The organism is Nocardia carnea (assembly GCF_029869215.1).
GTDB classification, from domain to species: Bacteria; Actinomycetota; Actinomycetes; order Mycobacteriales; family Mycobacteriaceae; genus Nocardia; species Nocardia carnea_B.
Genome location: NZ_JARWPM010000447.1, coordinates 1 through 21,045 on the forward strand (window position 1 = coordinate 1; position 21,045 = coordinate 21,045).

Sequence of the window (21,045 nt, forward strand, 5' to 3'; positions counted from 1 at the left end):
CCCCCCCCCCCCCGCCCCGCGGGCCCGGCGGGGGCCCCCCCGGGCCTGCCGGGGCACCCCGGGGCCCCGCTTTCCCCCGCGGGCCCGGCCCCGGGGGCCCCACCCCCCCCGGGCACCGGCCCGTCGATCAATCGCGGAAGGCGTCCTTCACCTTCTCGCCGGCGTCCTTCAGGTTGGATTTGACCTGATCGGCCTTGCCTTCGGTCTTCTTGTCCTCGTCACCGGTGGCCTCGCCGTACTTCTCCTTGGCCTGACCGGCGAGGTCCTCGGCCTTGTTGCTGAGCTTGTCGGTTCCGCTCACAGCCGGACTCCTCTCGTCGGGACGACCGGCCTGCCCTATCCGGCCGGTCCAGGTCCGGGTAACCACCACACGGTCACCTAAACAGGCCCGCGCGGGAAGGGGCCGCGCCATCCGAGCTTGCACTCGATGCCAGCGAGTGCTATAAGAAAATCTGCGTCATCTGGCATAGGTTATCTCTTGGAGAAGTACTTGGTCATGACAGTTTCGGAATTGCCCGCAGCATCCACCCGAGACCGTGGCGATGCGCTACCCGAGGTGAACCCCGTGGTGTGGCCCGAACCGAGCCCGCTCGACGAGTGGTGGCACCGGATCATGCACGACGAGCGGAATGCGGGGTCGCGGTGAGCACGCCCGCGCGTCCGCGCAGCGGCGGAACCGGTACCACCCGGACACGTAACTCGACGTCGTGGCGGACGGGAAAGGTGATCTGGTTCGACGCCCGCAAGGGGTTCGGGTATCTGCAGCCCGACGACGATATCGCCCCGGTTTTCGTCGAATACCGCAGTATCGACGCCACCGGTTACCGCACGCTGTTCCCGGACCAGCGGGTCGTGTTCACCAGCGCCGAGCGGGCGGGCGGCCCGGAAGCGGTCACCGTCCGCACCTGCGACCCGCCGGGCACCGTCCACACCGATCCGGAACCGGAGCTGCCGATGTCGGCATAGCGCCCGGTGTCCCCGCACCGCCCTGCCGCTTCACCGCGCGGGAACCACGCGGCACCGATACGGTGAGCCCATGGCGCGTGCCACGAACAAACGCCCGGCCGAACTCGACCGGCTCATCGCGAGCGACCGGATCGAGGTGGCGGCCACCCTGCTGGTGGCCGTCTTCGCCGGCCGGGTGGACGAACCGTACGCGTATGTCGGCGCGTACCCGCTCGTCACCCTGCTGGCCGAACAGTACGACATCGAGTTGAAGAGCAAACTCGCCTGGAACCCGCGGCGCGAACCTGATGGCACGGTGCTCCGGCTCGCCATCGATATCCAGTCGGCCTGGCGCGCGGCGGGCCTGACGGGGCGCGGTTCGTCCACCGAGAGCGGTGAAGAGGTCCTGCTGTTGCGCGGGGCCACCGTGCTGGCCGGCGACGATCCCCAGCGGGCGGTGTGCGCGGCGCTCGCCGAATCCGGCGCCTCGCGGTCGTTCCGCTGAACTTCCGCGGTATCTGGATGATTCAGGCGGGATGGCCCGGTTCCAGGTCCGCGACGTGGTGGTAGCGCAGCGCCGCGGTATCGGACCGTACGATCTCACCCTCCTCCGGCGCCAGCACCAGCCCCATGTGGTCACCGAAATCGTGCCGGGCGAGAACGCGGCCGCAGAACCAGGCCGGCGCGGCGTCCAGGACGGGCACGCCGTGCGGTCCGGTTCGCCACGCGCAGTGCACGAACTTGTCTATCTCGTCGCCGGTTTCACCACCGAAGAGCGCGGCGAGCGGCGTATCGCCGGCGCCGGCGAGATGCACCGCGACGAACTCCGCGTGCTGGGCCAGCCGGTAGGTGTAATTGGCTTTGGACAGGCAGACCAGGAACCGCGCGGGCTCGATCGCGACCTGGGAGGCGAACCCCACCAGGCATCCGGCCCGCTGCGCACCGGCCGCGACGGTCACCAGATAGATCGGTGCGTCGGCGGCGGCCACCAAGGCGTCGAAGGCACCCTCGCGGTGCCCGGAGTTCTCCGGCATGTGCTGTGTATAGCCGGCGGCCGCGGGGCGCCGGGCGATGCGGCCCGCGCGCCGGATCCAGCCGCCAGGACGGCCGCGCCGGGCGGCCGGGCGAAGCCTTGGTGGTCACGAGCCCGGTTACTATGGCGGGCATGTTCTGCGACCGAATGCCGAAGGTGGCGCGGCGGAGCCGGCCGGAGGAATCCCATGCCTTCCGGATCTGATTCCGAGGGGCTGCTCGTGCCTGCTGTCCTCGGCAGCGCGCACGAGCAGGCCGAGGAACTGGCCGAGATCGCCGGCCGTACCGGACTGCGGGTGGCGGTGGCCGAATCACTCACCTCCGGTCAGCTCGCGGCGGCACTGGGCGCGGCAGGCAATTCCGGGGAATGGTTCCGCGGTGCGGTGGTGGCCTACAGCCGCACGGTCAAACATCATGTGCTGGGCGTCCCCGAGGGCCCGGTGGTCTGCGAGCCGGCGGCGGCGGCGATGGCCGAAGGCGTCCGGACGCTGCTGGAGGCCACGCTGGCTGTCGGCGTCACCGGAGCGGGCGGTCCCGATCCGCAGGACGGGCACGAACCCGGTTCCGTATGGTTCGCCGTTTCGGCCGGCGGAGTGGTGGAGACCGACCATCGGCACTTCGCCGGTGAACCCGCCGAAATCCTGGATCAGGTGGTGGTCCACGCGGTCGGCCTCCTGCTGAACAGGGCACGACGACTCGATACCTGAGCGCGCGCCCGCCGCAGGGGCGGCCCCGCTCGGCGCCACTTCCCGCCGGGCAGTTCGCGGCCCGCGCCGATGTGTGGATCCGCCACCCGGCCCGGCCGCGCCGTCGTTCAGGAACCGCGCAGCATGCGGCCCGCCGCCTCGACAGCCGGCGCCGAACTACCGGCGTCGGCGACGAAAACCGCGAAGGCGAGATCGCCGCGGATCCCGACGAACCAGCCGTGGGCATGGGTGTTGTCACCGTATTCGGCGGTCCCGGTCTTCCCGAGCAGGCCGTCGATATCGGCCAGTTGGGTGGCGGTTCCGGCGGTGACCGTTTCCCGCATCATGGTTTTCAGCTGATCGGTCACCGCGGCGGGCAGCGGTTGCGGACTCCGGTCGGGTTCGCCCGGTTCGCCGTCGACCATCATCGGCGCCGGCGTCGTGCCGTGCGCGATCGACGCCGCCACCAGCGCCATCCCGAACGGTGACGCCGTCACCCGGCCCTGCCCGATACTCGACTCCACGCGTTGCGCGGGCGTCTGCGCTACCGGCACACTGCCCGTCACCGTGGTGACCCCGGGCGTCACGTAGTCGACGCCGAGTCCGAGACGTTCGGCGGTGGTGGTGAGCGCCTCCGGCGGCAGCCGGACGGCGAGCCCGGCCATGGTGGTGTTGCAGGAGTGGGCGAAGGCGGTGTGCAAGGGCACCGGGCCCAGATCGAAATTGTCGTCGTTGGGGATACGCCGGCCCTCGATATCGGCGACGCCGGGGCAGGGCAGCACGGTATCGGGGGTGGCCAGGCCGTTGTCGAGGACCGCGGCCGTCGTCACCGTCTTGAACGTCGAACCCGGGGGGTACAGGCCGGTGAACGCGAGCGGGCCCGCGGCGTCGGCGGCCGCGTTCTGGCCGGCGGCCACGATCGCCCCGGTGGACGGGCGCAGGGCGACGATTGCCGCCGGGGTGCCGATCGGGTCGAGTGCGGTTTCCGCGGCACGCTGCAGACCTGTATCGATAGTGGTGCGGATATCGGTGGTCTGCCCGGGGTCCCGGCCGGCGATCCGGGTCGTGCCGTCGGCTGTCCGGGCCTGCACCGTCCAGCCCGCCGCCGCGTCGGCCTGCTCCTGCCACAATTCGGCCAGGCCGGACAGGGTCTGCGCCGACAGGGCGCGATCGGTGGTCAGCAGCCGTTTCTGCGGAGCCAGAGTGACACCCCGGGTGGCGGTGAGCGCCTCACGAATCGGCGCGATATCGGTTTCGCGCAGACTGATCGCGGTGACCGGACCGCCCTGCGCGGCGGCGAGGTCGGCGTCCAGCGAGGCCGCGGTGATTCCCGGTGCCAGCGGGGCGAGCAGACTCGCCACCGCCGTGGTATCGGCACCGGGCGCGAGCTGGACCAGCGTGACCACCTGTTCGGACATCAGTTCCCCGCCGGCGGCGTCGAGGACCCGCGCGGGGTCCGGATACACCGGGGTGTAGGACAGCTCGCCCCGGTCCAGGCCCGGCGCGAGAGTCACGGGGTCCCACCGGACGCGGTGGCCCGCATCGGTCTCCACGGCGGTGCCGGTGGTCGTGTATTTCCATTCCGCGGTGCCCTGCGCGCCCAGTTTCCAGGTGGCCTCGAGGGTGAAGGTGTCGTCCTCGACACCGGCGACGGTGTAGGTGACCTCCTTGCCGAGCCCGTCGTAGAGCGCACCGATACTCTCCTGCGCGCGGGCGGGGTCATCGGTGAGCGCGGCCGCGGCGGCGACGTCGTCGCGGTTGAGTGCCGCGGCGAAATCGCCGGCCGTGGTCTCGGGCTCGGGCGGCCCGGAGGAACAGCCGGCCAGGGCCAGACCGAGGATCGTCAGCAGGACGAGGACTTTCCGGTCGATACGCATCACCCGCGACTGTATCGACCCCGCCGTGCCGCGCGCTGCCCCGCACCCGGCGTGGTGCGAGCCCGCCGCGGACCGGCGCCACCGGCCGGCCCGGTACCTCCGATCCGCGCGCGGGCGGCGTCTACTCTCGGTGCATGCCTGCCCCACCGCCGACCGTCACCCGGTTGCGGCCGTTCGCCGCGACCGTTTTCGCCGAGATGACCGAACTCGCCGTACGGCACGGGGCGATCAATCTCGGGCAGGGTTTCCCGGACACCGACGGCCCCGCGGCCATGCTCGAGGTGGCCCGCGCGGCCATCGCCGAGGGCGGCAACCAGTATCCGCCGGGACGCGGTATGCCGGTGTTGCGGCAGGCGATCGCGGCCGATCGCGCTCGCCGCTACGGCACCCGGTACGACCCCGCCACCGAGGTTCTGGTAACCGTCGGCGCCACCGAGGCGATCAGCGCCGCCGTGCTGGGACTCGTGGAACCGGGTGCGGAGGTGGTGCTGATCGAACCCTTCTACGACTCCTACCCGGCCGCGGTGGCGCTGGCGGGAGCGCACCGGCGCACCGCGCGGCTCACCGCCGCGGGCGCGGGTTTCGTCCTCGATCACGACAGCCTGCGGGCGGCGATCACCCCCGCCACCCGGATGCTGATCCTGAATTCCCCGCACAATCCCACCGGAACGGTCCTGGGCCGCGCGGATCTGGCCGCGATCGCCGAAGTCGCCTGCGAACACGATCTGCTGGTGCTGACCGATGAGGTGTACGAGCATCTCGTCTACGACGGCGCCGAGCACATCAGTATCGCGACCCTGCCCGGGATGGCCGAACGGACGCTGGTGGTCTCGAGCGCCGCGAAAACCTTCGGTGTCACCGGCTGGAAGATCGGCTGGGTGTGCGGACCGGCCGCCCTGATCGACGGCGTGCTGGCCGCCAAACAGTTCCTCACCTTCGTCGGCGGCGGCCCGTTCCAGCCCGCGGTCGCCCATGCGCTCACCGAGGAACTCGGCTGGGTGGCGCGGCAGCGCGAGGCGCTGGCGGGGCAACGGCGGCACCTGTCCGCGGCGCTCGCCGCGGCCGGCTTCCGGGTGTACCCCAGTGCCGGAAGCTATTTCGTGTGCGCCGATATCCGCCCGCTCGGCCTGGCCGACGGTGTGGCGTTCTGCCGCGACCTGCCCGGACGGGTCGGCGTGGCCGCCGTACCGGTGAGTGTTTTCACCGACGACCCCGCACCGTGGCGCCCGCTCGTCCGGTTCGCGTTCTGCAAACGACCCGAGACGCTCGACGAAGCGGTCCGCCGGCTCGCCGGCTCGGGTTAGCGCTCACTCCCGGCCTTCGGGGTGCACGGGGACGTCGTCGTCCCAGGGCTGCCGGACGACCATATCCGCGACCCGCACGTACCCGCGTTCGAATTCCCCGGTCGCGGCGTCCACCAGGCGGTAGGTCTGCCGCTGCCGGTGGATCGGCTGGGCGTCCAGCAGCACCACCCGCACCTCGCCGGGTTCGAAACCGCACCGTTGTTGCAGGGCGGCGATCAATTGCTCGTTGTGCAGGTGGCCGTCACCGAAATTCCAGCCGAGCGCGGTGGAACAGATGCGTTCACCGTCGGTGAGCATGTAGTCGGCCTCGTTCTGGCCGGCCATCGCCCGGTGCGCCAGGGTGAACAGCGCTTTGCCGTGGGTGTTGAACGCGCGGAAGGCGTATCCCAGGAACAGCGGGATCTGCGCCGCTTCCCGGCTGCCGTAGTAGCGCTCGAGCTGGGCGGCGGGCATGGCAGCCACCGCGGTGATCCCGGCGCGGATCTTGGCGTCGGCCGACGGCTTGATACACCACAGGCCGGTGTCCCAGTTTCCGGCGTAGTACCGCATCCCGGGCAGGAAGGACACCTTGCGCGGGAACAGGTTCCCGAGGGTGACCGTGCCCGCGAGCACCAGGAACAGCAGTACCACCGGCAGCGGATCACCCACATCACCGAGACCGATATCGGCGTGCGCGACGAACAGCGTCAGCACACCGAAGATCATGAAAACGTTCCACTCGAGCGGCACACCCATCGGGATCGAGGTGAGGATCACCAGATGGAAGCAGATCAGCGCGGTGGCGGCGATCGCCGTGGGGATCCCGCCGTGGCTGAACAGCAGCACGATTCCGGCGAACATCTCGACGGCGGTACCGCCGTGCGCGAACCACCGGGACAGGCGGCCGGGCCGCAGATCGTCGGGGAACCGCTCGAAGAACAGGCGTTTGAGCGCCCGGGGGCGAACCACCGGGCTGTTGGACATCATGGTGGACACCACGAACGGGAAATGCTTGTTCAGCTTCGACACCGCCGCGCCCACCCAGATGACGACGAAGACGACCTTGGCGGCGACGATCGTATCCGCGCCGCCGAACAGGAAGGTCACCGCGAGCGCGCCGTACACCTCACCGCGCGCCGCCAGGAAAATGGTTTTGTCGCGCAGGCCGAGAATCGCGAGCAGGCCGAGGACCGCGGCGATCTCCCACATCGGTAGCAGCCCGACCTGTGTATCGATCCCGGCCACCGGCCCGGTGCCGTCGGACAGCAGCGCGACCAGCAGCATGATCAGCAGGGCCGCGTACAGCACCGCGTCGAACGGTGTGCGGGCGGTACCGCGGGTCAGTGGTATCCGGCCCGGCCACGGCGGCAGCCGGATCGTGCCGGGCCGCAGCCAGTACAGGATCGACCCCATCGGCGGGAAGAAGCGGTTGTTCAACGGCCCGAAACCGCAGCCCAGGCCGACCACTTCGAACAGCATGGTGAACAGCACGACCTTCTGGAACACGATCGGCTCCGACCACCACGACCCCACCGCCGTGAACCCGTCGATCCCCGCGGTGGTCAGCGCGAACAGCATGCCGCCCAGGATGTAGAGCGCGATCTTCACCACGTAGAACAGATGCAACGCCGGCGGCGTCCCGAAGCCGACCTCGGCCCAGTGCCGGGCCATCGGCCGGATCTTCTCCGCCCTGCTGCCGCGGCTCCATTCGTCCAAATCCACCACCGGAAGCTCCGGCCGGAGGATGCCGAACAACCGATCCGTTGTACCCACTGCGCGCCGCCCGATCCTTCTCGTTCAATCACGTGATTGAAAAAGGTACTACGGGCGGGCAGCGGTGTGCTCCCTTTCGGTCGAATTCCACCTCCGGGTCTACTCGACGAGCCCCTCGCCCTTCAGCCAGTCGTAGGCGACATCGGCGGGATCCTCGCCGTCGATATCGACGCGGCCGTTCAGCTCCTGCATCAGGTCGTCGGTGAGACGTTCGGAGATCGTCCCGATCAATGCGCGCAGCGGCGGATAGCGTTCGGCGATCTCGCCGCGGACCACCGCGGTGCCGCTGTAGGGCAGGAAGAATTTCTTGTCGTCCTCGAGGACCACCAGGTTCAGGTTCTTCACCCGGCCGTCGGTCGTGTAGATCATCCCGAAATTGCAGGGAGCGCCCTGGGCCGTCGCCGTGTAGACCACACCGGAGTCCATCCGGGTCACATTGGCCGCGGGTACGCCGTTCGGATCGTTGTACGGGATCGCGTACTTCTGCAGCATGGGCAGGAAACCGTCGGAGCGGCTGAAGAATTCGTCGTCGACGCAGAAGGTCCGCTCGGCGATCGGCAGCGCGGCCACCTCGGACAGGGAGCGCACGCCCAGTCGTTCCGCGGTCGGCGTGGACGCTCCGAACGCGTAGGTGTCGTTGAAGTTGGCCGGGGGCAACCACTCCAGGTCGTATTCGCTCTTCTCGATATCGTGGACGCGCTGCCACAACTCCTGCGGATCGGCGATGGTCTCGGTGCGATTGTGGTAGGTCACCCAGCCGGTGCCGGTGTACTCCCAGAGCACATCGGCGTCGCCGTTGAGTTGCGCCTGCCGCGACGACGCCGATCCCGGCGCGCCGGTGAGATCGCTGACCTCCGCACCCGCCGCGGCCAGATAGGTCGCGGTGATCTTGCCCAGCAACACCCCCTCGGTGAAGCTCTTGGAGGTGACGGTGATGCGCGCGCCGTCCAGCGGGCGGGCACCGTCCGGCAGGGTCGCGTCGTGGAAGGTCCCGGACGAACTCACCAGCCCGCAACCGGCCAGCACCAGCGCGAGCACGCCGGCCAGGACCGCCGGCCGGATCCGGGGCGCTGTCATGAGATTCCTCGCGGGGTCGCGGCCAGTTCGACGAGCCGGCCCAGCCAGTCGATGATCAAGGCCAGCAGCGCGACCAGGATCGCGCCGGAGACGAGCAGTTTCGGCAGGAACAGGGTGACTCCGGTGGTGATAAGAGTCCCGAGGCTGGTGGCGCCGATGAACGTACTGAGGGTCGCCGTGCCGACCAGGATCACCAGTGCGGTGCGTACCCCGTTGAGGATGACCGGTACGGCCAGCGGCAGTTCCACCTGGAACAGCGTGCGAGCGCCCGAGAAACCGATCCCCCGCGACGCCTCGATCGTGCGCTGGTCCACCTGCCGCAACCCCACGATGGTGTTCTGCAGGATCGGTAGCACCGCGTACACGACCAGGCCCACGATCGCCGTGCGGAACCCGGTGCCCAGCCAGAAGGTGAACAGGACGAGCAGGCCCACCGCGGGCGCGGCCTGGCCGATATTGGCGATATTGACGGCCGCCGGCTCGAATCGCCGCAGTGCGGGCCGGGTGAGGGCGATACCCAGCGGGATCGCGATCACCACCACGATCACCGTCGCCGTCACGGTGAGCTTGATGTGCTCGAGGAGGGTGGTCTGCAGATTCGCCCAGCTCAGCGATGCCTGCTCGGTCGGGGTGAAGGTTGTCGACCGGTACCACAGGACGTACCCGATACCGATGACGAGAATGATGAGCGGTTCGAACCAGACATCCAGCGGCACACGGCGAATCCGGTTCATGACGTCCCGGCCGAATCGTTGTCGCCGCCACCGGTTCCGGCGGAATCGGCCGGGTTCGGCGCAGTCGCCGCACCCCCGGGCGCCCGGGTCGCCGCGGACGGTGCACTACTCGCCGCGGGCTGCGCGCCGGGTCCCGCTTTCCCGGCGGGAGACTCCGCACCGGACGCGACGGATGGTTCGTCGGCGGCGGCGACCACCGGGGTCGGCGCCGGATCCGTCCCGTCGACATACGTGGTGTAAGAGACCTCGGTTTCCTCCTCGCGCACGTCGGCGAGTTTGTCGCGGATCACCTCGGTCACCGACCCGATACTCAGCGAGCCCACCACCGCGCCGCGGCCGTCGGTGACGAGGGCGGCACCCTGGCTGGTCGCGAGCATGGCGTCCAGCGCGTCGTTGAGGGTCGAGGACCGGGCCACCACCGGCAGCCGGCGGTCGAGGAAATCGGAGACTTCGGGTTTGGTCGCGAGTTCGGCGAGCGTCGGCCACGACCGCGGCCGTCCGGCACCGTCGACGACGACCACCCAGGTGTGCCCGGCGGCCCGCGCGCGTTCGATCACCGCCGGGGCGGGCTCCCCGACCCGGGCCGTGACCACCTCGTCGCAGGCGATATCGCGCACCCGCGACACGGTCAGATACGCGAGCTTCGCGCCGGAGCCGACGAATTCCTCCACAAACGGGGTCGCCGGATCGGTGAGGATCTCCTCCGGGGTGGCGTACTGCTCGATATGCCCGCCCTCGGACAGGATCAGCACCCGGTCACCGAGTTTGGTCGCCTCCTCGAAATCGTGGGTGACGACCACGATGGTCTTCCCGAGTTCGTGCTGGATGGCCAGCAGGCTGTCCTGCAGCCGGGCCCGGGTGATCGGGTCGACCGCGCCGAACGGTTCGTCCATCAGCAGTACCGGCGGATCGGCCGCCAGCGCCCGCGCCACCCCGACCCGCTGCTGCTGACCGCCGGACATATCCTTCGGCAGCCGGCCCGCGAATTCCGCCGGATCGAGACCGACCAGATCGAGCAGGTATTCGGTGCGTTCGGCGATCCGTTTCTTGTCCCAGCCCAGGACCCGCGGGATCGCGCCGACGTTCTTGGCGACGGTCCAGTGCGGGAAGAGTCCACCGGATTGGATGACGTAGCCGATGGACTGCCGCAGCTTGTCCGGATCCTCCCGGGTGACATCGCGGTCACCGATGAGGATCCGGCCCTCGGTGGGTTCGATCAGCCGGTTGATCATTTTCAGCGTGGTCGTCTTCCCGCACCCCGACGGCCCGACGAACGCGACGATCTCACCCGCGGCGATTTCCAGGTCGAGCCGGGCCACCGCCGGGGTCTCCTGCCCCTTGTAGCGCTTGACGACCGCGTCCAGGGTGATCGACGCACCGGTCACCGCCCGATCCGTCGTCGCCGGGGCGGTCCGCCCGGTCACAGCCTCGGTCACAACGCCTCCTCGGGAGCGAGTTCGTGCGGTCGGCGGAGGCCGGCATGCGGGTGGTGGTGCGTCATGACAATCCTCGTGCGATGGTGAGGCGGCCGAGCAGGACCAGCAGCGCGTCGAAGACCAGCGCGATGATCACGATGAGAACGGTGCCGGTCAGTGCCATCTCGAGCGCGTTCGCACCGCCGAGCCGGGAGAGGCCGTTGAATATCAGCGACCCCAGCCCCGGCCCGAGGACATAGGCGACGATGGCGGCGACACCGACGATCATCTGGGTGGACACCCGGATACCGGTGAGGATCACCGGCCAGGCAATCGGCAGTTCGACGGTGAGCAGGATCCGCCCGCGCGAAAAACCGATTCCCCGCGCCGATTCGATCACCGACGCCGGCACCGAACGCAGGCCCACGATCGCGTTACCGATCACCGGCAGGGCCGCGAAGAAGGCCAGCATCAGGAACGACGGGACGACCCCGAGACCGAAGGGCACCAGCAGCAGCGCCAGCAGGGCCAGCGACGGAATCGTCAGCGCGACCCGGCTCGAGGTCAATGACAGCGCCGACAGCAACGGCAGCCGGTAGACCGCCACAGCGATCAGGACGGCGGCGATACTGCCGGCCAGGACGGTCTGGAACGCCAGCGACGCATGCTGGTAGGTGAGGAACGCCAGAGTCTCCCCTCGTCCCTGGACGTAACTCCATATGTTCACGGGATTCCCATCGTCGACCGTGGACCGGCCGGTACCGGTCCGCGCGAGGTCACGGATGCGCGAGCCGCCAAGAATAGTCGACACCAGCGGCTCCGGCCGGGTACGGCACGCGGGTGGCGACCTCGGCAGACGGTCGGACGGAGACTGTGCCGACCCGCGACCAGGCCGGGAACGACGGACGCGGCGGCGCGGTCGCCATTGCGATCACAGTGATCACAAGTGCCGCCCTCACGCTCCGGGGATCACCGATTCACCGTGCGCATAGGTTTTGCGGAGTTCGGTTTTCAGTACTTTCCCGCTGGGATTGCGCGGCAGCTCGGCGACCACCGCGATCTCCTTGGGGCATTTGTATCCGGCCAGCTGGGTCCGGGCGAACGCCTCCACGCCCTCCGCGGTCGGCGGCGCCGCCGGGTCCGCCGGTACGATCACCGCGAGCGGCGCCTCGCCCCAGGTGGGATGCGGCACGCCGATCAGCGCGACATCGGCGATCCCGGGATGCGCGGCGAGCACGTTCTCCACCTCGGCACAGTAGATGTTCTCCCCGCCGGAGATGATCATGTCTTTCTTGCGATCGACGACGTAGATGTAGCCGTCTTCGTCCTGCCGCACCAGATCACCGGAGTGGAACCAGCCCCCGGCGAAGGCCGCTTCCGTTTCGGCCGGTTTGTTCCAGTACTCCTTCATCACCGTGGGGCCCCGGTAGACGATCTCCCCGACTTCACCGGGCGCCACATCGTTCATCTCGTCGTCGACGATGCGCGCCTCCACATTCAGGATCGGCGTACCCACCGAACCGATCTTGCGGATCGCGTCCTCGCCGCGCAGGGTGCAGGTGACCGGGCTGCATTCGGTCTGCCCGAACGCCGTCGACACCGAGGCCTGCGGGAACGTCTCGATCATGGTGCGCAGCAGGGTCGTCGAGGCCGGCGCCGCGCCCCAGGAGATCTGCCGCAGCGCGGACAGATCGTAGTCCCCGATATCGGGCAGCGCACAGATCGCCTGCCACTGCGCCGGAACGAAGAAACAACTGGACACCCGTTCCCGCGCCAGCAGTTCCACCGAGGCGCGGGGATCGAACCCGCCGGACGCCGTGATCACGAAGGTACCGCCGGGCAGCAGGCACATCAGATAACTCGACAATCCGGCGATATGGAACAGCGGTGCGCCGTTGAGCGCCACCGGGTCGACATCACCGGAACTGCCCTGGTGCAGGCTCACACTGAACGCGTGCAGCAGCAGGTTGGTATGCGTGAGCACCGCACCTTTGGGGCGGCCGGTCGTGCCGGAGGTGTACATGATGTACGCCGCCGAATTCTCGTCGAGGGCGAGCGCGGGACATACCGGATCGGCGGCGGCCAGCGCCGTGTCGTAGTCGTCGCCGTGCTCCCCGTTGCCGCCCGGTCCGGTGCCGATCACCAGACAGGACCGCAGTCCCGGAGCTTGTGCGCGCGCATCGGCCAGCACGCCCGCGAACCGGGCGTCCACCACCGCCGCGACCGCACCGGAATCCGCCAGCAGATACGCGATCTCGGCAGCGGTCAGCCGAAAGTTGATCGGTACGCAGAGCGCACCGATCCGCATGGGCGCCAGGAACGCCTCGATGATCTCCATCGAGTTCAGGCCCAATACGGCGACCCGGTCGCCCGCGCCGACACCGCGCTCGCGTAATGCGTTCGCCAACCGGGAGACGCGCTCGTCCAATGTGCGGTAGTTACGTGATATTCCGCCGAATCGCACGGCCGGTGTCTCCGGGATCTTACGGGCGTGGCGGGCGAGCTGATCGCCTGCGCTCATTCCTCGGGACATCATTTCCGCAGCACCGGCCATATCGCACTCCAGATTCGGTCGATCGAATCCGAAGCCTACGCCCGCCGGCTCTCCGTTCGTAGCGAATTCGGCATTCTCGACTACTACCGGGGCACCGCGGGCACGGAACCGGCTGCGGCGCAGCAGCCGTGGCGATACGGCCCCGGAATTCGGTCGGGGCGGCGTACCCGGCTCAGGCGTGCAGCACGGCGTGGTCGACGGTGATCGGGACGGTTTCCCAGCCGCGCATCGTGGAGGTGGAGGAGAGTTCCAGCGCCGTCCAGTCGACTTCCCAGACGGGGAAGCGTTTCAGGAACTCCTCCAGCGCGACCCGCGCCTCGAGCCGGGCCAGCGCGGCGCCCAGGCAGTAGTGCGTGCCGAAGCCGAAGGTCCGCAGATTGCTGATCCGGCGGTGGATATCGAAAGTGTCCGGATCGTCCCAGCGGCCGGGGTCGCGATTGGCGGAGGCCACCAGCAGCATCATGGCGCTCCCGGCCGGCACGGTGCTGCCGTGCAGTTCGATATCCGTGGTCACGTAACGGGCGATGGCGTGACCGGTGGGTTCGAACCGCAGGGTCTCCTCGATCGCGTTCGGGATCAGCCGGGCGTCGTCGACCAGCTCGGCGCGCTGCTCGGGGTAACGGGCCAGCAGGGTGCCCAGCCAGCCGAGCAACCGCGCGGTGGTTTCGTTACCGGCACCTGCCACCACCGAGATGTAGGTCAGGATCTCCTGTCGGGTGAGCGTTCGTGTCACACCTTCGGTGTCCTCGAATTGGGCGTTCAGCAATTCCGTCATCAGGTCGTCGGAGGGGTGCTCGGCACGCCAGTCGATGTATTGGGCGAAGGATTCGGCGTGCGGAATCGCCTGATCCGATACCTGCATCTGCTGTCCCGGCTCGGTGCGCAGGTTCGCGTCCGCGCGGTCACGAACCCCCTGTTGATCCGATTCGGGGATCCCGAGCAGCATCCCGATCACCCGCATCGGCACCTCGTTGGCGAACGCGGTCATGAGATCGAAGCTCCCGGCGCCGGCCAGGCGGTCGAGCGACCGCGTGCACATCTCGCGGATCCGCGGTTCCAGCGAGAGCACCCGCCGCGGTGTGAACACCCGCGCGAGCAGCGCCCGGTGGATATCGTGCGCGGGCGGGTCCTCCATCAGCAGAGTGCCGGGCGGGATCTCGATACCCGCCTTGATGATCTCCAGGATCGGCCCGCGCGCCGAGGAGAAGGTCTGCCAGTCCAGGAGCGCGCGGTCGACATCGTCGTAGCGGCTCAGGACGTAGAAATCGTGCTTTTCGTTGTAGTAGAGCGGCGCTTCCTCCCGCAACCTCCGGTAGACCGGGTAGGGATCGCGGGCGATATCGCGGTCGAAGGGGTCCCAATAGACCTGATCTGCACGGCGCACAGGCGAACTCCTTCGGTCGCTGCACGGGCCGGCGCCGGGTTTCCAGGACCGGAAGCGACACCGGAAGAATCCCACTTTCAAATGCCGGTAACGACATTATCAATCATGGGCCCGCCCGGTGGCCGAATGCGGGAAACACAGAGCAGCGGGGCGCCGGGCGGCGGGCCGGGGGGGGGGCGGGGGCCGCCGCCGCGCGGTGTGAAGCGGGCGGGGATGAGCCCCGCCCGCCCCCCCGGCGACACACCCTCTCAGTTGCCGGGGCGGGGTAAATCCCCGCGCCAAGCCCCCGTCTCGTGGCCGCGGGATTCGATGAACTCCTTGAAGCGCTCGAGATCACCCTTGACCCGGTGATCCAGGATCTTCAGCTTGTCCGCGGCCTGCTCGACGAATCCCTCCGGGTCGATATCCATCTGCGTGATGACCCGGGTGGTCGAATCGTCGATCCGGTGGAAGGTCACGACCCCGGCGTGCTTGGGACCGACGTCGGAGCGCCAGGCGATCCGTTCCTCGGGGTGCTGCTCGGTGATCGTCGCGTCGAACTCGCGGACCGACGGGCCGATCGAGACCTTCCAATGGGTATGGGTGTCGTCGAGCTGGTCGACCCGTTCGACGCCCTCCATGAACTGCGGAAACGATTCGAACTGCGTCCACTGGTCGTAGGCGGTGCGAATCGGTACCTCGACCTCGGTCGAAGCGGTGACAGTGCTCATTCACTACCTCACTTGCTCTCGCGCCCGGTGACGTCCCGGCATCGGGTTCGGCCGGCGACGCCCCGGAATGCGGTTTCGGTACACGCACGGCCTACCCGGGCGACCGCCGGACAAACAGCCGGCGCAGACAACGACTCTTCGGAAGAAAGCGGCTCCGGACAGAAATACTTCCGTTTCAAGACGGCTGTCCGCGCGACCGTTCCGGTCGCCGTACCGAGGAACCGGAATCGTCGCTGCTCGAGCGGTCGCGGGAGAATCGGCGCCGCCGATCGGGCGGGGGACGTTTTGCCCGACTTCGCCGGTAACGAATGCGTCACGTTACCATCGCCCCCCGTGACCGACACCATGATGAGGGCGGACCTGACGCCCGCGGAGCACTCTCGCGCCCCCGCGCCCGCACGCGGGCACTGGGCGCAGCCGGTGGCGTGGGTCGCCGGCCTGCTCGCCACCCTGCTCGCCCTGGCGGTGCCGCTGCTGCCGGTGCACGTGGACAAGACGACGATCAGCTGGCCGCAGCAGGGTTCCACCGACAGCATCGCCGCGCCGCTGGTCTCGTACGCGCCGGTCACCTTCGATGCGACCATCCCCGGTGAGGCGCTGCAGCAGCTGGCCGCACGCGGCGGCCTGGCCGCGGCGACCATGCCCGCGCAGGCGCCCGATCTGGAGAAGTACGGATTCGTTGCGCGGGTCCAGCCCGCGGCGGACGGCTCGCCCGCCCGCCTCGAGGTGGTGCTGCGCAGCCAGTCGATGTTCAGCCTGCCGGTCACCGAACTGGCCGACGCGACCCTCACCGTGCATTCCGACCGTTCCCTGACCAGCGCGGAACTCACCGGGACCGCGGTGCAGCCGGTGGTCCTGCAAGGTGATTTCCGGCCACAGTTGGTCGGCGTCTTCAGCGATCTCGACGGTTCGGCGGGCACGACGGTGACCGCGGAGGTCGACAGCCGGTTCTCGGTGGTACCGACCTTCGCGAAACGGGCGGCCGGAGTCCTGGCGGTGCTGTGCGCGCTGGTCTCGCTGGCGGCGCTGTTCCGGCTGGACCATTCCGCGGGGCGTCGGATCCGCCGCCTGGTACCGCAGCGGTGGCGCGGCTGCACCGGTATCGACGCCGTGGTCCTCGCGACGTTGCTGGTCTGGCATTTCATCGGATCCACGACGTCGGACGACGGCTATCAATTCGGTATGGCCCGCACCTCCCTGGCTTCCGGTTATATGGCCAACTATTTCCGGTTCTTCGGGGTGCCCGAGAACCCGGTGGGCACCCCGCCCTACGACGTGATCGCCCAGTTGACCGAGATCAGTATCGCCAGCCCGTGGGTGCGGTTACCGACGCTGCTCGCCGGTTTCCTCGCGTGGCTGGCACTGAGCCGGGAGGTGATCCCGCGGCTGGGCGTGGTCCTGCGCCGCGACCGGGTCGTCGTCTGGACCGGGGCGCTGGGGTTCCTGGCGGTGTGGCTGCCCTACAACAACGGATTGCGCCCGGAACCGGTGATCGCGGTCGCCGTCTTGCTCACCTGGTGTTTCGTCGAACGCGCCATCGCGGCCAGGCAACTGCTGCCCTATGCGATCGCCGTTCTGATCGCCGCGTTCAGTCTCACCGCGGCGCCCTCGGGCGTGATCTGTTTCGCGCCGCTGGCCGCCGGGGCACGCTCGGTGGTGCGGTTCGCCCTCGACCGCGCACGCGGGATGGCGGGCGGGCAACGGTCCCGGGCCGCCCGGGTACTGGCCTACGGCGCACTGCTCGCGCCGCTGACCGCCGCCGGCACCCTGGTCCTGGTTTTCGCGTTCGCTGTCCAGCCGCTGTCGGCGATGTTCGAGATGACCCGCGTGCACAACGAGGTCGGTCCTTCGATCCCCTGGTACGACGACTATGTCGCCTACCAGCGGTTGTTCACCCCCACGGCCGACGGTTCGATCGGGCGCCGGTTCGGCATGGTCGCGATGTGGCTGGGACTGCTGGTGTGCGCGTTCGTCATGTTGCGCAAGGGCGGCCGTATCCCGTTCGTCGCACCGGGCCCGGCGAAACGGCTACTGGGGATCACCTTCGGCGCGATGCTGCTGATGGCGACCGTGCCGACGAAGTTCACCCACCACAACGGCGTGTTCGCCGGGCTGGCCGGGGCGGTCGCCGTGGTCACGGCCGTGGCGGTGGGCCCGAAGGTGATGCGGGCGCCGCGCTATCGGGCCCTGTTCGCCGCCATCGTCGCGGTGGCGCTGGCGCAGATCTTCACCGGCGTCAACAAATGGTTCTACGCCTCCGATCACGGAATTCCGTGGTGGAACGAGGCGCCCTCGATCGGTGGCCTCGGTATGAGCCAGATCTTCCTGACGGTCGCCGTACTGTGCCTGGCACTCGCCGCCTGGTGGCATCTGCGAGCACCGGAACCGGGTATCCCGCATCGGGTTTCGCGCCGGGCCTGGCGGCTGGCGAAGATCCCGCCGCTGACAGTGGCGGCCGCCCTGATCGTGCTGTTCCAGGTGGGCTCGTTCGCCACTGCCGCCGCCACCCAGTATCCGGCCTTCTCGCTGGCGCGTTCCAATATCGACGCGGTCCGGGGCGAGCCCTGCGGGATGGCCAACGACGTGCTGGTCGAAACCGATCCGAATGCCGCGATGCTGCCCCCGCTGTCCGGCGACGCCGCGAGCACCTTCGCCGGCGAGGGCACCGGATTCGTATCCCACGGGGTCGCGAATGTGACCTCCGACGACGATCAGCCGAAGGACGAGGAAAGCAGTATCGCCGATGCCCTGGGCGACGAGGGCTCCGACGGCAGTTCCCGGACCCAGACCGGCGGTGCGCCGCTACCGTTCGGGCTCTCCCCCGGCACCCCGGTGCTCGGCACCGCCGGACAGCAGGAGGCCGCCGAATTGACCACCGGCTGGTACCGGCTGCCCGCGCCCGGGGAGCGCGACGGGATCATGGCGATCACCGCGGCCGGCCGTTTCCGGGCGATCACCCAGGACGGTTCGGTGATGCCGGGGCAACCGGTGGATATCGAATACGGCACCGCGGAGTCGGCGACCAGCGCCCGGACCCTCGGCGTGGCGATCCCCATCGATATCGGACCGACGCCGTCCTGGCGGAACCTGCGGGTACCGCTGGACCAGATCCCCGCGGCAGCCGATGTGGTGCGCATCAAGGCCAGGGACCTGTCCGTCGACTCCCAGGAGTGGATGGCGCTCACGCCGCCGCGGATCCCGCGGACGCAAACGGTCGACGAGCTGATCGGCTCGCAGCAGCCGGTGCTGCTGGACTGGGCGGTGGGCCTGCAGTTCCCGTGTCAGCGGCCGTACGACCACAAGGACGGGATCGCCCAGCCGCCCGGCTGGCGCATCCTGCCCAACCGCCCGGCGTCGGCGACCACCTCGATGTGGCAGAGCCACGACGGTGGCGGTCCGCTGGGCTGGACCCGCCAACTGCTGCGGTCACAGACCTTGGCCACCTACCTGAAGGACGATTGGAGTCACGACTGGGGCCAGCTGCAGCGGCTCACTCCCCTCGACCCCGCGACACGACCGGCCGTACCGGCAGTCACCCAGGAAACCCACGGAGGCCTGTGGAGCCCCGGGCCGATCAACGTCTCCTGGTGAGCCGGACGGTTCCCGGTCGGCGGCATCGCCGGACGGTCGGCGGCGCACCGCGTTCCGGCGGATCAGTACGCCCCGTCGCCCCGGAGCACGGCCCGCAACGTCCGGGCGATGATCCGCACATCGAGCAGCATGGACCAGTTCTCGACATAGGAGATATCGAATTCCACGGACTCTTCCGGAGTCAGGTCCGAACGGCCGCTCACCTGCCACAATCCCGTGATACCGGGGCGCACCAGCAGACGGCGGCGCATCACCCCGTCGTAGGAGTGGACCTCGCGCCGCACCTGGGGGCGCGGCCCCACCACGCTCATATCGCGGGCCAGCACATTGAAGAACTGAGGTAGTTCGTCGAGGCTGTACCGGCGCAGGAAACGCCCGACCGGGGTGACCCGGGGATCGTTCTTCAGTTTGAAGAACAGCGGATTCCCGCCGTGCGCGGTGATCAGCGCGGACGCTTCCCGGTCCGCCCGCACATACATACTGCGGAATTTCACCATCCGGAAAGGTTTGCCGTCCATGCCGATCCGCTCGGACAGGTAGAACACCGGGCCGGCGCTGGTCGATTTGACCGCCACGGCAATGGCGAGCAGAAGCGGCGAGATCAGGGCCAGGATCAGCGTGGAAAAGCAGAGATCGAATACGGCCTTGCCCAGTGAGAGCGCCCGATCGTATTGCGGCCGCTCGATATGCAGCATCGGCATCCCGGCGAGCACCTGATTCGACATCCGGGTACCGGAGATGTCCATCACCCCCGGCGCGACGATGAGGTCGGTGCCGAACGCGTCGAGATCCCAGGCGAGCCGGCGGATATCGCGCGGACCCAGCCGGTCGGTGGCCATCACCACCACGGTATCGGCGCCGGTACGGCGGACGGCGCTGCGCACGGACCGGTCGTCGCCGACGATGGGGATATCGCGGCGGCCGGCCCGCAGGGTGGCGGGTTCGGTGAGCGCGGCACCGGTGGGCGTACACACCCCGACCACGTGATACCCGTACATATCCTGTTCCGACAGGGCGGCGGCGATGGCCCGGGCCGCCTCGGGGCCCCCGACGACGAGTACGGAGCGCCGGTACCTGCCCGAAGCCCGGCGGCGAGCGGTATGTCTTCGCCACAGTGCCCGGGTGACGACCAGACCGGACAGGCCGGCCGGTAACGCGACCACCAGGTACCCCTGCGCCGTCTCGATACGCAGGAGCAGCGCCGCGATCGCGAGGGCGCCGAACAACTGAAGGGTGGCCGAAACGAGCCGCCGGTACTCGTCGCCGCCGGCACCCACGGTGTGCGGAGCCCGGGAACCGTTCCAGCCCAGCACGATCGACCACCCGGTCGCGACTCCGATCGTGAGCGCGACGGCACGGAGGTCGAAGACCGGGACGGGGGGCTCGCCGGCGAGACCGGCCAGGTGCGCGCCCAGCGCCGCCAGCGTGACCACGAGGGTGTCGGTACCGGCGAGCCGGCGGAGATGTCCCGCGCGCCACGAGTCCCGGTCAGCGGGATTCGGCAGGTGCAGGTCGACGATACCGCCGACTCCCCGGAGATCCAGAACCATGAAAATGTACTCGCTTGAACGTCGAACCCGCCGTGCTTCCGGTTCCCATCCATGACAACCGGAAGCACGCTGTTTTACAGCAAGCCCGGCCTCGATAATGTCGAGGCGCGTCGAGTCCGGGCCGGCCTGTTGCGAAAGTATTGCCCCTGTCGCCGTCCGGCACAAGTGTGGAGAATGAATTCGCGACCGCGAGTACGCCGAACACCCTGCCGCACAGTCGTGAAGCGCGGTTTCGGACGTAGACAATCGTCGCCGCCGACCCGATCGTTACGCGGTTTGCTGAAGATATGCCATTCTTCACTTCCCCGGGAAATTCACCTGCGACCGTGTCGCAACTGCGCCGGATCGGTGCTAACTTTCCCGTCGATCGGCAAGAGAGAAACCAATTCTCGGGGCTGCGGGGCGCCGCCGATATCCGTGACCGTTCTAGTGGA

General features: G+C 68.9%; 18 protein-coding genes. 6 read left to right on the plus strand and 12 right to left on the minus strand.

Going from position 1 to position 21,045, the window contains the following annotated elements:
* Window positions 1-127: 127 nt before the first annotated feature.
* On the minus strand, window positions 128-301 hold the full coding sequence (locus QH276_RS33840; protein WP_280398336.1) for a CsbD family protein: 174 nt from the start codon (window positions 299-301) through the stop codon (window positions 128-130).
* Window positions 302-496: 195 nt separating this feature from the next.
* On the opposite strand from QH276_RS33840, the gene QH276_RS33845 reads away from it, so the two are divergent.
* The 3 genes from QH276_RS33845 (at window position 497) to QH276_RS33855 (ending at window position 1,450) form a co-directional block, all read left to right on the plus strand.
* The gene (locus tag QH276_RS33845) at window positions 497-646 is read left to right on the plus strand and encodes a hypothetical protein (RefSeq protein ID WP_280398335.1); all 150 of its coding nucleotides are present in this window, start codon (window positions 497-499) and stop codon (window positions 644-646) included.
* On the plus strand, window positions 643-966 hold the full coding sequence (locus QH276_RS35650) for a cold-shock protein (protein ID WP_432278599.1): 324 nt from the start codon (window positions 643-645) through the stop codon (window positions 964-966). Before QH276_RS33845 ends, QH276_RS35650 begins: the two co-directional genes overlap by 4 nt.
* 70 nt (window positions 967-1,036) lie before the next feature.
* Window positions 1,037-1,450, plus strand: a complete 414-nt coding sequence (locus QH276_RS33855) for a hypothetical protein (RefSeq protein ID WP_280398334.1) — start codon at window positions 1,037-1,039, stop codon at window positions 1,448-1,450.
* A 22-nt stretch (window positions 1,451-1,472) separates the two neighbouring features.
* On the opposite strand, the gene QH276_RS33860 is transcribed toward QH276_RS33855, so the two are convergent.
* On the minus strand, window positions 1,473-1,979 hold the full coding sequence (locus tag QH276_RS33860; RefSeq protein ID WP_280398333.1) for a flavin reductase family protein: 507 nt from the start codon (window positions 1,977-1,979) through the stop codon (window positions 1,473-1,475).
* A 186-nt stretch (window positions 1,980-2,165) separates the two neighbouring features.
* Between QH276_RS33860 and QH276_RS33865 the strand changes: the two genes are divergently transcribed.
* On the plus strand, window positions 2,166-2,684 hold the full coding sequence (locus QH276_RS33865) for a CinA family protein (protein ID WP_280398332.1): 519 nt from the start codon (window positions 2,166-2,168) through the stop codon (window positions 2,682-2,684).
* A 107-nt stretch (window positions 2,685-2,791) separates the two neighbouring features.
* Here the strand turns inward: QH276_RS33865 and QH276_RS33870 are convergent, their stop codons facing one another.
* Window positions 2,792-4,540: a penicillin-binding transpeptidase domain-containing protein gene (locus QH276_RS33870; protein WP_280398331.1), complete on the minus strand. Its 1,749-nt coding sequence runs from the start codon at window positions 4,538-4,540 to the stop codon at window positions 2,792-2,794.
* 134 nt (window positions 4,541-4,674) lie between these two features.
* On the opposite strand from QH276_RS33870, the gene QH276_RS33875 reads away from it, so the two are divergent.
* Window positions 4,675-5,844 carry a pyridoxal phosphate-dependent aminotransferase gene (locus tag QH276_RS33875; protein ID WP_280398330.1) on the plus strand — a complete coding sequence of 390 codons (1,170 nt, stop codon included), beginning with the start codon at window positions 4,675-4,677 and terminating at the stop codon, window positions 5,842-5,844.
* Between the two features lie 3 nt (window positions 5,845-5,847).
* Here QH276_RS33875 and QH276_RS33880 read toward each other — a convergent pair whose 3' ends face one another.
* The 8 genes from QH276_RS33880 to QH276_RS33915 form a co-directional block, all read right to left on the minus strand.
* Window positions 5,848-7,596 carry a DUF3556 domain-containing protein gene (locus tag QH276_RS33880; RefSeq protein ID WP_280398329.1) on the minus strand — a complete coding sequence of 583 codons (1,749 nt, stop codon included), beginning with the start codon at window positions 7,594-7,596 and terminating at the stop codon, window positions 5,848-5,850.
* A 99-nt stretch (window positions 7,597-7,695) separates the two neighbouring features.
* Entirely contained in the window at window positions 7,696-8,673 is a 978-nt protein-coding gene (locus QH276_RS33885; protein WP_280398328.1) for a glycine betaine ABC transporter substrate-binding protein, read from the minus strand.
* Window positions 8,670-9,407, minus strand: coding sequence for an ABC transporter permease (locus tag QH276_RS33890; protein ID WP_280398327.1), 738 nt, complete (start codon window positions 9,405-9,407; stop codon window positions 8,670-8,672). The genes QH276_RS33885 and QH276_RS33890 overlap by 4 nt, the downstream gene beginning before the upstream one ends.
* The gene (locus tag QH276_RS33895) at window positions 9,404-10,843 is read right to left on the minus strand and encodes an ATP-binding cassette domain-containing protein (RefSeq protein WP_280398326.1); all 1,440 of its coding nucleotides are present in this window, start codon (window positions 10,841-10,843) and stop codon (window positions 9,404-9,406) included. The genes QH276_RS33890 and QH276_RS33895 overlap by 4 nt, the downstream gene beginning before the upstream one ends.
* A 61-nt stretch (window positions 10,844-10,904) precedes the next feature.
* The gene (locus QH276_RS33900) at window positions 10,905-11,549 is read right to left on the minus strand and encodes an ABC transporter permease (protein WP_280398349.1); all 645 of its coding nucleotides are present in this window, start codon (window positions 11,547-11,549) and stop codon (window positions 10,905-10,907) included.
* A gap of 228 nt (window positions 11,550-11,777) precedes the next feature.
* Window positions 11,778-13,343: a long-chain-fatty-acid--CoA ligase gene (locus QH276_RS33905; RefSeq protein WP_280398325.1), complete on the minus strand. Its 1,566-nt coding sequence runs from the start codon at window positions 13,341-13,343 to the stop codon at window positions 11,778-11,780.
* Window positions 13,344-13,548: 205 nt separating this feature from the next.
* Window positions 13,549-14,760: a cytochrome P450 gene (locus QH276_RS33910; protein WP_280398324.1), complete on the minus strand. Its 1,212-nt coding sequence runs from the start codon at window positions 14,758-14,760 to the stop codon at window positions 13,549-13,551.
* Between the two features lie 248 nt (window positions 14,761-15,008).
* Window positions 15,009-15,470 carry an SRPBCC family protein gene (locus QH276_RS33915; RefSeq protein WP_280407022.1) on the minus strand — a complete coding sequence of 154 codons (462 nt, stop codon included), beginning with the start codon at window positions 15,468-15,470 and terminating at the stop codon, window positions 15,009-15,011.
* Window positions 15,471-15,815: 345 nt separating this feature from the next.
* On the opposite strand from QH276_RS33915, the gene QH276_RS33920 reads away from it, so the two are divergent.
* Window positions 15,816-19,061, plus strand: a complete 3,246-nt coding sequence (locus QH276_RS33920) for an arabinosyltransferase domain-containing protein (RefSeq protein ID WP_432278552.1) — start codon at window positions 15,816-15,818, stop codon at window positions 19,059-19,061.
* A 62-nt stretch (window positions 19,062-19,123) separates the two neighbouring features.
* Here the strand turns inward: QH276_RS33920 and QH276_RS33925 are convergent, their stop codons facing one another.
* Window positions 19,124-20,611, minus strand: a complete 1,488-nt coding sequence (locus QH276_RS33925) for a sugar transferase (RefSeq protein ID WP_280396990.1) — start codon at window positions 20,609-20,611, stop codon at window positions 19,124-19,126.
* Window positions 20,612-21,045: the final 434 nt, after the last annotated feature.

Coding starts and splice junctions, on each gene's coding strand:
- QH276_RS33925 (WP_280396990.1), bottom strand. CDS start 20,611: ATGGTTCTGGATCTCCGGGGAGTCGGCGGTATCGTCGACCTGCACCTG.
- QH276_RS33870 (WP_280398331.1), bottom strand. CDS start 4,540: ATGCGTATCGACCGGAAAGTCCTCGTCCTGCTGACGATCCTCGGTCTG.
- QH276_RS33845 (WP_280398335.1), top strand. CDS start 497: ATGACAGTTTCGGAATTGCCCGCAGCATCCACCCGAGACCGTGGCGAT.
- QH276_RS33855 (WP_280398334.1), top strand. CDS start 1,037: ATGGCGCGTGCCACGAACAAACGCCCGGCCGAACTCGACCGGCTCATC.
- QH276_RS33885 (WP_280398328.1), bottom strand. CDS start 8,673: ATGACAGCGCCCCGGATCCGGCCGGCGGTCCTGGCCGGCGTGCTCGCG.
- QH276_RS33865 (WP_280398332.1), top strand. CDS start 2,166: ATGCCTTCCGGATCTGATTCCGAGGGGCTGCTCGTGCCTGCTGTCCTC.
- QH276_RS33860 (WP_280398333.1), bottom strand. CDS start 1,979: ATGCCGGAGAACTCCGGGCACCGCGAGGGTGCCTTCGACGCCTTGGTG.
- QH276_RS33915 (WP_280407022.1), bottom strand. CDS start 15,470: ATGAGCACTGTCACCGCTTCGACCGAGGTCGAGGTACCGATTCGCACC.
- QH276_RS33905 (WP_280398325.1), bottom strand. CDS start 13,343: ATGAGCGCAGGCGATCAGCTCGCCCGCCACGCCCGTAAGATCCCGGAG.
- QH276_RS33875 (WP_280398330.1), top strand. CDS start 4,675: ATGCCTGCCCCACCGCCGACCGTCACCCGGTTGCGGCCGTTCGCCGCG.
- QH276_RS33890 (WP_280398327.1), bottom strand. CDS start 9,407: ATGAACCGGATTCGCCGTGTGCCGCTGGATGTCTGGTTCGAACCGCTC.
- QH276_RS33920 (WP_432278552.1), top strand. CDS start 15,816: ATGATGAGGGCGGACCTGACGCCCGCGGAGCACTCTCGCGCCCCCGCG.